Origin of the sequence: Acidiphilium sp. 34-64-41, from assembly GCF_002282635.1 — a bacterium.
Classification (GTDB): domain Bacteria; phylum Pseudomonadota; class Alphaproteobacteria; order Acetobacterales; family Acetobacteraceae; genus Acidiphilium; species Acidiphilium rubrum.
Map to the genome: position 1 here is coordinate 39,085 of NZ_NCJX01000019.1, position 12,501 is coordinate 51,585.

At 69.3% G+C, this 12,501-nt stretch carries 14 protein-coding genes and 1 pseudogene; 5 read left to right on the top strand and 10 right to left on the bottom strand.

Annotated elements, in window-relative coordinates:
- Positions 1-173: 173 nt before the first annotated feature.
- Entirely contained in the window at positions 174-1,076 is a 903-nt protein-coding gene (locus B7X49_RS05985; RefSeq protein WP_035228098.1) for a CoA ester lyase, read from the bottom strand.
- 90 nt (positions 1,077-1,166) lie between these two features.
- Between B7X49_RS05985 and B7X49_RS05990 the strand changes: the two genes are divergently transcribed.
- Both B7X49_RS05990 and B7X49_RS05995 read left to right on the top strand, forming a co-directional pair.
- Positions 1,167-2,045, top strand: a complete 879-nt coding sequence (locus B7X49_RS05990) for a CaiB/BaiF CoA-transferase family protein (RefSeq protein WP_286838609.1) — start codon at positions 1,167-1,169, stop codon at positions 2,043-2,045.
- Complete coding sequence (locus tag B7X49_RS05995; RefSeq protein WP_286838629.1) at positions 1,981-2,409, top strand: CoA transferase; 429 nt, start codon at positions 1,981-1,983, stop codon at positions 2,407-2,409. Before B7X49_RS05990 ends, B7X49_RS05995 begins: the two co-directional genes overlap by 65 nt.
- On the opposite strand, the gene B7X49_RS06000 is transcribed toward B7X49_RS05995, so the two are convergent.
- Together B7X49_RS06000 and bluB are read right to left on the bottom strand one after the other, a co-directional pair.
- Positions 2,406-3,062, bottom strand: a complete 657-nt coding sequence (locus tag B7X49_RS06000; protein ID WP_286702670.1) for a heme-binding protein — start codon at positions 3,060-3,062, stop codon at positions 2,406-2,408. The two genes, B7X49_RS05995 and B7X49_RS06000, sit on opposite strands and share 4 nt — an antisense overlap.
- Positions 3,063-3,096: 34 nt before the next feature.
- Positions 3,097-3,768, bottom strand: coding sequence for a 5,6-dimethylbenzimidazole synthase (bluB, locus tag B7X49_RS06005; RefSeq protein ID WP_286702671.1), 672 nt, complete (start codon positions 3,766-3,768; stop codon positions 3,097-3,099).
- On the opposite strand from bluB, the gene cobC reads away from it, so the two are divergent.
- The gene (cobC, locus tag B7X49_RS06010; protein WP_286702672.1) at positions 3,767-4,336 is read left to right on the top strand and encodes an alpha-ribazole phosphatase family protein; all 570 of its coding nucleotides are present in this window, start codon (positions 3,767-3,769) and stop codon (positions 4,334-4,336) included. The two genes, bluB and cobC, sit on opposite strands and share 2 nt — an antisense overlap.
- On the opposite strand, the gene B7X49_RS06015 is transcribed toward cobC, so the two are convergent.
- Genes B7X49_RS06015 through cobA form a run of 4 tightly spaced genes read right to left on the bottom strand, consistent with a single transcriptional unit; the run spans position 4,299 to position 8,207 of the window.
- Positions 4,299-5,066, bottom strand: a complete 768-nt coding sequence (locus B7X49_RS06015) for an adenosylcobinamide-GDP ribazoletransferase (protein WP_286702673.1) — start codon at positions 5,064-5,066, stop codon at positions 4,299-4,301. The two genes, cobC and B7X49_RS06015, sit on opposite strands and share 38 nt — an antisense overlap.
- Positions 5,063-6,070: a nicotinate-nucleotide--dimethylbenzimidazole phosphoribosyltransferase gene (gene cobT / locus B7X49_RS06020; protein WP_286702674.1), complete on the bottom strand. Its 1,008-nt coding sequence runs from the start codon at positions 6,068-6,070 to the stop codon at positions 5,063-5,065. The genes B7X49_RS06015 and cobT overlap by 4 nt, the downstream gene beginning before the upstream one ends.
- Positions 6,067-7,407 carry a cobyrinate a,c-diamide synthase gene (locus B7X49_RS06025; RefSeq protein ID WP_286702675.1) on the bottom strand — a complete coding sequence of 447 codons (1,341 nt, stop codon included), beginning with the start codon at positions 7,405-7,407 and terminating at the stop codon, positions 6,067-6,069. Before B7X49_RS06025 ends, cobT begins: the two co-directional genes overlap by 4 nt.
- On the bottom strand, positions 7,404-8,207 hold the full coding sequence (cobA, locus tag B7X49_RS06030) for a uroporphyrinogen-III C-methyltransferase (RefSeq protein WP_286702676.1): 804 nt from the start codon (positions 8,205-8,207) through the stop codon (positions 7,404-7,406). The genes B7X49_RS06025 and cobA overlap by 4 nt, the downstream gene beginning before the upstream one ends.
- A gap of 92 nt (positions 8,208-8,299) precedes the next feature.
- Here cobA and B7X49_RS06035 point away from each other — a divergent pair.
- Positions 8,300-9,376 (top strand): annotated as a pseudogene (locus B7X49_RS06035) (cobalt-precorrin-5B (C(1))-methyltransferase); the annotation flags it as partial.
- Here B7X49_RS06035 and cobM read toward each other — a convergent pair.
- From cobM to cbiE, 3 genes are read right to left on the bottom strand one after another with little or no spacing between them, the layout of a single operon-like run.
- Entirely contained in the window at positions 9,334-10,104 is a 771-nt protein-coding gene (gene cobM, locus B7X49_RS06040) for a precorrin-4 C(11)-methyltransferase (RefSeq protein WP_286702678.1), read from the bottom strand. The pseudogene B7X49_RS06035 and the gene cobM sit on opposite strands and share 43 nt — an antisense overlap.
- Complete coding sequence (locus B7X49_RS06045; RefSeq protein WP_286702679.1) at positions 10,101-10,493, bottom strand: cobalamin biosynthesis protein; 393 nt, start codon at positions 10,491-10,493, stop codon at positions 10,101-10,103. Before B7X49_RS06045 ends, cobM begins: the two co-directional genes overlap by 4 nt.
- The gene (gene cbiE, locus B7X49_RS06050; RefSeq protein ID WP_286702680.1) at positions 10,472-11,677 is read right to left on the bottom strand and encodes a precorrin-6y C5,15-methyltransferase (decarboxylating) subunit CbiE; all 1,206 of its coding nucleotides are present in this window, start codon (positions 11,675-11,677) and stop codon (positions 10,472-10,474) included. Before cbiE ends, B7X49_RS06045 begins: the two co-directional genes overlap by 22 nt.
- Between cbiE and B7X49_RS06055 the strand changes: the two genes are divergently transcribed.
- Positions 11,662-12,435 carry a cobalt-precorrin-6A reductase gene (locus tag B7X49_RS06055; RefSeq protein WP_286702681.1) on the top strand — a complete coding sequence of 258 codons (774 nt, stop codon included), beginning with the start codon at positions 11,662-11,664 and terminating at the stop codon, positions 12,433-12,435. The genes cbiE and B7X49_RS06055 overlap by 16 nt on opposite strands.
- Positions 12,436-12,501: the final 66 nt, after the last annotated feature.

A 12,501-nucleotide genomic window follows, 5' to 3' on the forward strand; every position in this document is an offset into this window, starting at 1 on the left:
CCTCTTAGTTTTAGGCAAGGGGAGGGCTGTCCAGGCCAGACACATGACAAGTGCGAGACAGCGCCCTCCCCTTGCCTAAAACTAGGGGATTTTAAAGGCTCCGCCTTTAACGGGGGTCCAGGGGGCAGAGCCCCCTGGCCTTCCTTCCTTCCTCAGCGCCCCACCCCAACCCGTCAGGCCCGAGTCCGCCGTTCGATGGCAGCGTGGCGGTCGAGGAGGGCTTGGGCGCGGCGGACGACGGGGATGTCGATCATGCGGCCTTCGAAGGTGATGGCGCCGGAACCGGCGGCGGTGGCTTTGGTGTAGGCGTCGACCAGGCGGGCGGCGTGGTCGAGTTCGGCGGGTTGCGGGCGGAAGCCCTCGTTCAGGATCGCGACCTGACCGGGGTGAATGACCGAGGCGCCGGCGAAGCCGAGGCGGCGGGATCGTTCGATCGTGGCGCGGAACTGATCGAGATCGTTGAAATCGGCGACGGTGCCGAGAAAGCCGAGCGGCAGGATGCCGGCGGCGCGGGCGGCGAAGATCGCCTGTTGCTTGGGAAACAGCAGCCCTTCGGCTTCGGGCAGCATCCCCACCGCCAGGGCGAGGTCTTCCGAGCCGACGGTGATGCCGACAAGGCGGGGGTGCGCACGTGCGATGCTTTCGGCACGAAAGATGCTGCCGGGGGTTTCCAACATGGCGATCAACCTGGTGTGGCCCGGCGTCATGCCGCGTTCCGCCTCGATTTCATCGATCGTTTCCGCGATCAGGCGCAGGTGATCGGCGCTTTCGATTTTCGGCAGCATGAGTGCGGTGACCGCGGGCATGATGGCGGCTTCGAGGTCGGGGATCAGTGCGCGCCAGGGGCGATTGACCCGCACGATCACATCGGCGCCGCCGGCAGCCACGCTTGGCGCGGCGGCGGCGATCAGTCCGCGCGCGCGCGGCTTTTCGGCGGCGGGGATGGCATCTTCGAGGTCGAGAATGATGGCATCGGCGCCGCGTTTCGCGGCACCTGCGACGAAGCGCTCGACCGTAACAGGCACGAACAGCATGGAGCGCCAGATGGGCAGTTGTGTCGGGGCTGGAAAGCTCATGATCGTTCCTCGGTGCTGCCGCGCCGCCGCATCATTGGGCAGGGGCTGCGACCTGTCTATAATGAATTCAGAGCATGAGGGAGCATTGGGATGACGGACGCTGGGTTGCATGAAAAACGCTATGAGCCTGATGCGCCGGCGCCGCTCAAGGACATTCGCGTGCTCGACCTGTCGCGTCTGGTCGCGGGCAATGTGGTCACGCATGTGCTGGCCGATTTCGGTGCCGATGTCATCAAGGTGGAAAACCCCAAGGGCGGCGACGATCTGCGCAACTGGCGCGTCGAGGATATCGCGACCCATTGGAAAGTCTATGCCCGCAACAAGCGCAGCCTGGCGCTCGATTATCGCGATGCGGAGGGGCTGGCGCTGTTGTTGCGCCTGGCCGCGATCGCGGATGTGCTGGTCGAGAATTTCATCCCCGGCAAGCTCGAGCGCATGGGTCTGGGGCCGGATGTGCTGTTCGCCGCCAATCCGCACCTGATCGTGGTGCGGATTTCCGGCTGGGGCCAGACCGGTCCGTTCGCCGGCAAGCCCGGCTTCGGTAGTCTGGTCGAGGCGATGTCGGGCTTCGCGACCATGAACGGCTTCCCCGATCGTCCGCCGGTGCTGCCGCCGCTCGCTCTCGCGGACATGATCACCGGCCTGTACGGTGCCACCGCCATCATGATCGCGCTGCGCCATGTCGAGGTCGCGGGCGGTGCCGGGCAGGTAATCGACCTGTCGCTGTTCGAAAGCATGTTGAGCGTGCTCGGGCCGCAGGCGGCCAATTACGCGCTCACCGGCACCGTCCCCACCCGCCACGGCAGCCGCTCCGGCACCACCGCCCCGCGCAACGTCTATTGCTGCGCCGATGGCAAATACGTCGCTTTATCCGCCTCGATGCAGGTGATGGCTGTTCCGCGTGATGGGTCGGCCCGACCTGATCACCGACCCGCGTTTTGCGACCAACACCGCCCGCGTCGCCAATAACGACATCCTCGACCCGATCGTCGCTGCCTTCATGGCCGCCCACACCCAGGCCGAAGCCCTCGCCGTGTTCGAACAGGCCGGCGTCACGGTCGGCCCGGTGTGCGATCCGGCGGATCTGATGGACAGCCAATTCATCCGCGAGCGCGAAGCCCTGATCAGCCTGCCCGACGCCGACATGGGCCGGTTGCCGATGCACAACATCCCCGCCCGTCTCTCGGCAACGCCGGGTGCCATGGCAAGGCCGGCTCCCGCGCTCGGCGCGGATACCACGGCGATCCTGCGCCTGATCGATGTCGATCCGGCCACGATCGAAACCTTGCAGGCACGCGGCGTGCTCAAGGCAACAGCGCCCGACCAACCCTAACCCGGCGCGGCGCCCGCCCGCGTCACCTTCACCACCGCCTCGTTGCGCCGCAGGAACGGCAGCGTCCAGGGCGGGTCATAGAACCACGCGGCAGGCTCGCCGGCCGGGGTCCACGCGCTCGATTTCAGGGCCGCGAGCAACCGCGCCTGTTCTCGGGCGACCGATGTCTGGTTGGGCACGCCGGAGAAGCGCAGCGCGGCGTAATCTTCGGCGGGCACCGTCACCAGATGTACCTTGGGGTCGTTCGGCACCGGCAGCGTTTCCATCGTGTAGCCGGAGGGCATGTAGAATCGAATGGTCCACGCATCAGGCCCGCTCTGCAACTGATCGACCGGCGCGGTCATCGCGATCTTTTCGGATGGCGCATCCGAGGCCTGCGCGACCGGCGCGGTCATCGCGATTTTCGCGCGCGTTTTATTGCCGCCGAAAATATAGCCGGCGAGCCGGCGAAACCCCTGGCTGCGGGCGTGATAAACACTGCCGTGAACCGTGGTTTCCGCGGCAATCCGGGGCGCGTACTGGCGAATCTGCACCGCGCCCACCGTGCCGATCACCCGGTACTTCGGCTCAGGCGTGCCGCTGCGAATGCCGACCACCGAACAGGCGCTGAGCGCCACACTCATCAACGCGGGCGCAATCAGGCGTGGTTTCATGTCGTTTGCCTCCATGACAGGATGGATATGGGGATCAACGCCGGAAAATCATCGCATCCGCATCAATCCGCCGCTCCCACCCTTCGCGCTCCAGTTCCGGCGTCCGGTGCGCGTCCTGCGGATAGCCGATGCAGAGATACCCGATGAACTGCCAGCCCGCCGGCACATCGAGCGCCGCGGCGATCGCGCCGGGGTCAAGGATAGACACCCAGCCGAGCCCGATGCCTTCCGCCCGCGCCGCGAGCCAGAGCGTGTGGATCGCCATGACCACCGAATAGGCGATGGTCTCCTTCATGGTGCGCCGGCCCAGGCCGTGGCCGGTGGCGGGATCGGGTTCGGCGAACACGCCGATATGGCAGGGCGCGTCGTCGAGCCCGGCGAGTTTCAGCCGCGCATACAGCTCCGCCCGCTCATCGTCATAGCCCAGCCGAGCGGCATCGTTGCACGCAACGAAATTATCCCGCACCCGGCGCCGCCGCACCGGATCATCGACCAGCACGAACCGCCACGGCTGGCTGAACCCGACAGAGGGGGCAAGGCAGGCGATGGCGAGCAGGCGTTCGATGGTTCCGGGCGGCAACGCATCGCGCCGGAAATGCCGCACATCGCGCCGCAGGGTGAACAGCGCCTCGAGTGCTGCGGCAAACTCCGCCCCGAATTCCGCCGCGCAGCCAGCAGTGCCAAACTGGTCTATCATATCGGCCATGGCTTCACCCCCCTGCCCGCTTGCGCTGATCCGCCACCCGCAACCCGCCATCGCTGCCGGCCTCTGCTACGGCCGGCTGGATATCGGCCTGACCCCAGCGGGCCATGCCGCCATCACCCCGATCATCGCGCAACTCGCCGGCCATCCGGCGACCCTGGTGCTGACCAGCCCAGCCCAGCGCTGCCGCATCCTGGCCGAGGCGCTGGGTGCCGCGCGCGGCATCCCGGTTGAGACCGATCCGCGCTTGCAGGAACTCGATTTCGGTGCTTGGGAAGGTGTGGCATGGAACGATGTGCCGCGCGCCGCCCTCGATGCCTGGGCGGCATCGCCCGAAACTTTCGCCCCGCCCGGTGGCGAGAGCGGTGCCGCGCTGCTCGCCAGGGTCACCGCAGCCTATCATGATTGCCTGATCCAAAAGCGCCCCGCCATCATCGTCTCGCACGGCGGCCCGTTGCGGCTGCTGATCGCGCTGGCGAACGGCACCAGGCCCGATCTGCTCACGCCCGCGCCGCCGCTGGGGTCGATCACCCTCATCGCAGACCCGGCCAGGTCGATGCCAGCAGGCTGAGGACCAGAATTTCGGTGCCGATCTCGATCGCGCCGAGCGTATCCCCGGTATGCCCGCCGAGCCGCGCGGTGACATACCGCGCCCACAGCCGCGCTGCCGCACCGCTGAGCAACGCCGCCAGCACGGCGGCCCAGAACGGCACCAGCACCAGCGCCGCCACCACCGCGATCGCTTCCGCCAGAAGCGCCGGTCCCGCCGGAATCACCCCCATGCTCGCCGCCAACCCATCGGGCCGGGCGAACGCGGTGCGCCGCTGCACCACCACCATCGCCGCGCGGCCGAATGCGCCGGCCACCATCAGCGCCGCCATCACCCGCCAGGGTCCCGCGATGCTCGCAATCGCCGCCAGCCGTAGCGCGACCGCCAGCACCAACCCGATCGCACCATAACTGCCGATCCGGCTGTCGCGCATGATCGCGAGCCGCCGCGCGATGGTGCCGCCGCCGCCCAGCCCATCGGCGCTATCGGCCAGCCCATCCTCATGCAGCCCGCCGGTCGCGAGCACGCTGACCACCAGCGCCCAACCGGCCGCGAGCCAGGGCGCCATGCCGAGCCAGAGCGCCAGCGCATACACCACGCCGGCGATGCCGCCCACCGCGAGCCCAACGACCGGATAGGCCCAGACGCTGGCGGCATAATCGACCATCGCGGGAGCCGGCAGCGCCGCACCCAGCGGCAGGCGGGTCAGCAGGCCGAACGCGGCGGCCATCTGGCGAGCGGCGGTGTTCATGCCCGGTCCGTCACGCCCGCTTCGGCAAAACTCGCCATGCCGGCGTGGCACGCCAGCGCCGCCCGCACCACCGGCACCGCCAGCGCCGCGCCCGAAGCCTCGCCCAGCCGCATCCCCAAATCGAGCAGCGGCACCATCCCCAGCGCTTCCACCAACCGCCGATGCCCGGCCTCGGCCGAGGCATGCGCGATCATCGCATGATCCAACCCGCCCGCCACCAGCCGCGCCAGCGGCGCCGCCGCGGCGGTGCACACGAATCCATCGAGCAACACCGGCACATGATGCACCCGCGCCGCGATCACCGCGCCCAGAATCGCCGCCAGTTCCCGCCCGCCCAGGCACGCAGCCGCCGCCAGCGGATCATCCAGCACGGCCCGATGCCGCGCCAACCCGCGATCGATCGCATCGCGCTTGCGGCCAAGCCCGGCATCGTCGATGCCGGTGCCCCGCCCTGCCCAATCCGCCCCGTCGCCGCCGAACAGCGCCGCCGCCAGCGCCGCCGCCGCCGTGGTATTACCAATACCCATCTCACCCAGGCACAGCAGATCGGCGCTGGGATCGACCGCGTCATACCCCGTCATCACCGCCGCCTCGAACGCGTCCGGCGTCATCGCCACATCGGAGGTGAAATCGCCGGTCGGCGCCTCCAGCGACAGCGGAATCACCCGCAGCGCCGCCCCGGCCAGAAGCGCCAGTTGATTGATCGCCGCCCCGCCCGCCGCGAAATTCCCAACCATCTGCGCCGTCACCGCCGGCGGATAGGGCGAAACCCCCTGCGCCACCACGCCATGATTGCCCGCGAACACCAGCACCTCCACCAGGTCGAGCCGCGGCATCGCCCGCCCCTGCCAGGACGCCAGCCACGCCGCGATATCCTCCAACCGCCCCAGGCTGCCCGGCGGCTTGGTCAGCGTCGCCTGGCGCGCCCGCACGGCGGCGGCGGCGGCCTCATCGGCTGGCGGCAAATCCGCGCAACGGGCTCGAACGGCGGCAAAATCGGTCATGGCGATCCTCGGTCAACGGAAGCGATCAGATGAAAAAAAGTGCCGGACACGCGCCCCCGCCGCCCGCCCTCCGGCCCGCGCGCGGCACCCAGCGCATCGTGCATCATGGCGAACGGCGCATCGTCGCCCGGCGCGGTCACGCTGGCATAATGAAACTCATGGCCCCGCACCACCGCCCCGGCCGCGCCCAACGGCCCATCGGCACACAGAACCGCCTCGCGGTAGCCCAGATGCAGCCGGCGCCGCGCGAAACTCGTCTCATGGCCGAGCAGCCCGGTCATCGCATGGCGCACGCCATCCGCATCCTCCAGCGCCACCCCCAGCACCATGAACCCGCCGCACTCGCCATGCACCGGCCATCGCGCCGCGAAATCGCGCAACCCGGCCTGAAACCGCCCGGCCGCGGCCAGTGCCGGCGCGTGCAATTCCGGATACCCGCCGGGCAGCCAGCACGCATCGCACCCATCCGTCGGCGCCTCATCCGCCAGCGGCGAAAACGCCACAATCTCCGCCCCCGCCGCGCGCCACCCCGCCACCACATGCGGATACATGAAACTGAACGCCGCATCATCCGCCAGCGCAATCCGCTGCCCCGGCGGCGGCACCGCCGCAGCACTCACCCCGCCACCATCCTCGATCACCCCAGCCGCCGCCAGCAACCCATCGATATCGCATTCCCGCTCGGCCCGTTCGCCCAACCCCGCGCAATAGCCCGCCAGCCCATCCTGCTCGCGCGCCTGCACCAGGCCCAGGTGCCGCTCCGCCAAACTCAACGCCGGATCGCGCGGAATGCTGCCGAACACCGCAACCCCGGCCCGCGCCATCGCCGCCACAATCCCGTCGCGATGCCGCGCGCTACCCACCCGGTTCAACACCACCCCCGCCACGCGCACCGCCGGATCGAACCCGGCAAATCCCACCGCCACCGCCGCCGCCGATTGCGACTGGCCCGAAACATCGAGCACCAGCACCACCGGCAGCCCGAACCGCGCCGCGATATCCGCCGCCGCCCCCCGCCGCAGCGCCGCCTCGCCCACGCCGTCGAACAGCCCCATCGAGGCCTCGATCAGCAGCACATCGGCATCCCGCGCCTGCGCCACCAGAATCGCCCCCAGCAAATCCGGCGTCATCGCCCAACTGTCCAAATTAACGCCGGGATGCCCCGAAGCCGCCTGATGAAACGCCGGATCGATATAATCCGGCCCCGATTTCGCACAGCGCACCTTGAGCCCGCGCCGCCGCAGCGCTGCGGCCAGCGCCAGCGTCACCATCGTCTTGCCGCTGCCCGAACGCGGCGCCGCAATCACCAACGCCCGCTTTTTTGAGGCCAGCGTCATCGCGCCATCGCCTCCAACGCCGGCAACAATTCCAGCAGCCGCGCCCGCGACGCCACCACCTGCCCGATCACAATGATCGCCGGCGCCGCAATCCCCTCGATCGTCACGCGCTCGGCAAGCTGCGCCAGATCCGTCACCAGAATCCGCTGCTCCGCCAGCGTCGCCGAGGCGATCGCCGCCGCCGGCGTTACCCCGCTCAACCCGCCCGCCATCAGCGCCGCCGTGATCGAGGCCAGATTGGTCATCGCCATATACAGCACGATCGGCTGATCCAGCCGCGCCAGCGCCGCCCAATCCATCCCGTCCGCCCGGTCGGCACCATGCCCGGTCGCCAGCACCACCGCCTGATTGACCCCGCGCAACGTCAAGGGAATCAACGACGCCGCCATGCTCGCCAACCCCGAAGTGAGGCCCGGCACAATCCGAAACCGCACCCCCTGCGCCGCCAGCGTCAACGCCTCCTCGCCGCCCCGCCCGAACATGAACGGATCGCCGCCCTTCAGCCGCAACACCCGCCGCCCCGCCCGCGCCAGCGCAATCAACTGCGCCGTGATATCCGCCTGCACCGCCGATGGCTTGCCGCCCCGTTTGCCCGCCGGAATCAGCTCGGCCCCCGCCCGCGCCAACCCCAGCACGCGCGGATCGATCAACGCATCATGCACCACCGCATCCGCCTGCCCGAGCCCCGATAGCGTCAGCAACGTCAAATGCGCCGGATCACCCGGCCCGGCACCGGCCAGCCAGACCTCGCCCGGGTTCAGGCGTGGCAGATCGGTCATTATCCGGTCCAGGCTGGTCATCGGCGAAATCCATCATCCAATAAGAAGCAAGCACTTCTTTTTTTGGAAAAAAAGAAGCAAAAAAACGTTTCGACCTTGAGTGCACGGGCGCCTGTGCGACCGCCGCGGCCAAATCCGCCTGCGCGGCGCTGCTCACCGGCGCCTTCCCCGATCCCGTCACCATCACCCTACCCAACGGTGCCACCACCAGCTTCACCCTCGCGGAGGCCGCCCGCACCGCAACCACCGCGACCGCCGCCATCGTCAAAGACGCCGGCGACGATCCGGATGTCACCCACGGCGCCCTGGTCCGCGCCACCATCAGCGCTGCACACCCCGGCGCCGGCATCATCTTCCGCGCCGGCGAAGGCGTCGGCACCATCACCCGCCCCGGCCTGCCCATCCCGCCCGGCGAACCCGCCATCAACCCCACCCCGCGCGCCATGATCCGCCAGGCGCTCACCGAAATCGCCGGCCCCAACCCCGATTTCATCGTCGAAATCGCCATCCCCGGCGGCGCCACCCTCGCCGAACACACGCTCAACGCCCGCCTCGGCATCGTCGGCGGCCTCTCGATTCTCGGCACCACCGGCATCGTCATCCCGTTCTCCTGCGCCGCCTGGATCGACAGTATCCACCGCGGCATCGATGTCGCGCGCGCCTCCGGCATCACCCACATCGCCGGCGCCACCGGCCGCACCTCCGAACGCGCCGTCCAAGCCCTGCACCAACTCGAAGACACCGCCCTGATCGAAATGGGCGATTTCGCCGGCGGCCTGCTGAAATACCTCCGCCGCAACCCGATCCCCCGCCTCACCATCGCCGGCGGCGTCGCCAAAATCACCAAACTCGCCCAGGGCAGGCTCGATCTCCATTCCAGCCGCAACGCGGTCGACCGCACCGCCCTCGCGTCGCTCGCCCACACCAGCGGCGCGCCCGCCGCCTTCACCGCCACCATCCTTGCCGCCAACACCACCGCCGAAATCTTCGATCACGCCACCGCCACCGGCCTCAACCTTGGCGATACCGTCGCCCGAGCCGCCTGGCACACCGCCGCCGCCGTGCTCGCCCCCGCCGCGATCGATCTCGAAATCATCCTGTTCGACCGCACCGGCGCCATCGCCGGTCGCACCGGATTCGCGCCGGTTCACGAGTTATCCCCCGCCGATGAGCGAAACCGCCGGTCATAAGCCGCATCATACAAGGCACTCTCCCGCGCCGCACCACCCGCCAGACCTGGCCCCACCAATATCACCGCCGTCCGCTCGACCTTATCACCCGCCAGCACCGCCTCGATCGTGCCCAAATTCGCCCGCACGATCCGCTGATCCGGCCAACTCGCCCGCGCCACCACCGCGACCGGACAATCCTCCCCGTAAAACGGCACGAGCCGCGCCACCACCGCCCCGATCGCATGGATCGCCAGATGCACCGCGAGCATCGCCCCGGTCCGCGCAAACCCTTCGAGCGTCTCGCCCGCCGGCATCGCCGAAGCCCGCCCGGAAATCCGCGTGATCACCAGGCTCTGCGCAATCTCCGGCAAGGTCAGCTCCTGCCCCAGCGCCGCCGCCGCCGCCGCAAACGCCGGCACCCCCGGCGTCATCGTGTAATCGATGCCCAGCCGCTCCAGCCGCCTGATCTGCTCCGCCACCGCCGAATACAGCGACAAATCCCCCGAATGCAGCCGCGCCACATCCAGCCCCGCCGCCGCCGCCGCCGCAAACTCCGCCTCGATCTGATCGAGGCTCAGCGGCGCGGTATCGACAATCCGCGCCCCCTCCGGGCAATGCGCCAGCATCGCGCGCGGAATCAACGATCCCGCGAACAAACACACGCGGCACCGCGCCAGAATATCGCGCCCGCGCAACGTCAATAAATCCGCTGCCCCCGGCCCCGCGCCGATGAAATGCACCGTCACGACGCCTCACCCCGCGCCAACGCGCACGTCGCCCCATCGCCTGCAATCCGCGCCAACACCAGCCGGCCCCGCGCCCCCGCCACCGCCAACGCGCACCCCTCCGCGACCGATGCCACACCCACCGCCGCCGCCACCCGCGCCGATCGCGTCACGCACCGCGCCTGCACCGAAACCAGCGCATCGGGCTCGACCCAGACCATCGCCACATCCAACAACCGCGCCGCCGCCGCCACGGCCGCCTCATCCATCTTGAACCGCGGCGCCGCCAGCACATCAACCCGGCACCCGGCCAACACCGCCGCCCGCGCCACCAGCGCCACGATACCAGCCGCTTCGCACCCCGCCCGGCAGCCGATCCCCGCCACGATCACGGCTTCACCCCGCGCCACTGCGTCACCGTCATCGCCGGGCGAAACCCGTGCAGCCCGCCCACCGGATCGAGCCGATCGATCGATAACCGCGTCAGCGCCCCGCCATAGTCCCGATGCGCCGCGAACAGCACGGCCTCGGTCTCGATCGTCACCGCATTCACCACCAGCCGCCCACCCGCCCGCAGCGCCGCCCAGCACTGGCCGATCAACCCATCAAACCGCGCCCCACCACCGATGAACACCGCATCCGGCGCAGGCCACAAATCATCGATATCATCAGGCGCCGCACCCTGCCGCACCTCCAACCGCGGCACCCCCAGCGTCAGCGCATTGTCCCGCGCCCGCGCCGCCCGCACCGCATCCCGCTCCAGCCCGATCGCCCGATTGGCCGGATGCGCCAGCAACCACTCGATCGCGACCGAGCCCGACCCGCAGCCGATATCCCACAGCAAATCCCCCGGCACCGGCGCCAGCGCCGCCAGCGTCGCCGCCCTGATCTCGGATTTGGTGATCTGCCCGTCATGCGCGAACCACCCATCCGCCAGCCCGGCCACGCGCGGCATCCCCGCAGCACCCGCCACCTCGATCGCCAGCAAATTCAGCGGCCCCACATCATCCGGCATCCGATCCGCCGCCACCACCCGATGCCGCTCGCAAGGCCCGCCCAGCGCCTCCAGCACATGCACGCGCGATGCCCCAAATCCCCGCGCCAGCAGCACCGCGGCAACGTCGCCCGGCGTCGTCGCATCGGCGGACAGCACCAACAGCCGCGCCCCGTCATGCAGATGCGGAATCACCCGCGCCACCGGCAGGCCGCAGCACGAAATCACCGGCGTATCCTGCAACGCCCAGCCCAGCCGCGCCGCCGCCAGCGACACGCAGGACGCAACCGGCAAGCACGCAAACTCCCCCCGCGCGACATGCGCCGCCAACACCGACCCCACCCCATGAAAAAACGGATCACCCGAAGCCAGCACCACCACCGGTTGCCCCCGCCGCGCCAAAATGATCGGAAACGCCTCATCCATCGGCCGCGGCCAGACCATGACCTCGCCCGTGATCAACCCCGCCGCCAGCCGCAAATGCCGCGCACCGCCCACCACCAGCGCCGCCCGCCCGATCAAGCCGCGCGCCGCCCCCGACAACCCATCGACACCATCCTCCCCGATCCCCAGAATGCTCAGCCATGGAACCAAGCTCATCGCTGCCCCTGCGCACCCTCATTCTCGGCGGCACCACCGAAGCCACAAATATCGCCCGCGCGCTCGCGCATGAACCCACCATCGCCGCCACATTGTCGCTGGCCGGCCGCACCGCCGCGCCAATCCTGCCGCCCATCCCCCACCGCATCGGCGGTTTCGGCGGCATCGCCGGTCTGGTCGCCTACCTCCGCAGCACCGAAACCGCAACGATCATCGACGCGACCCACCCCTTCGCCGCCCAAATCAGCGACCACGCCTGCCAGGCCGCCGCCCTCACCGCCACACCAATCCTGCGGATCGACCGCCCCGCGTGGCGCGCCGAACCCGGCGACCAATGGACGCACGTCACCACCATGACCCAGGCGGCCCAGGCGCTCGGCCCCATGCCGCGCCGCGTCTTCCTCACCATCGGCCAGCAAGACCTCGCGCCGTTCCGCGCCGCCCCCTGGCACGACTACATCATCCGCAGCGTCGATCCGCCGGCCGCCGCACTGTGCCCGCCAAATGCCGAACTCATCACCGCCCGCGGCCCGTTCACCGTGGCGGGGGAAACCGCCCTGCTGCAAACCCGCCGGATCGACATCATCGTGACAAAAAACGCCGGCGCCGCCGCAACGTCGGCCAAACTCACCGCCGCCCGCACGCTCGGCATCCCGGTCATCATGATCGCCCGCCCAAGCCTGCCAGCCTGCCCGACCGTGCCCGACGCCGATGGCGCGCTGGACTGGCTGAAACGCCAAGCCATCACGGCGCGCTAGGCGAGTATCATAGTAAAAAGAAATAAGAAGACTTCTTTTTTTGAAAAAAAAGAAGCAAAAAAACTT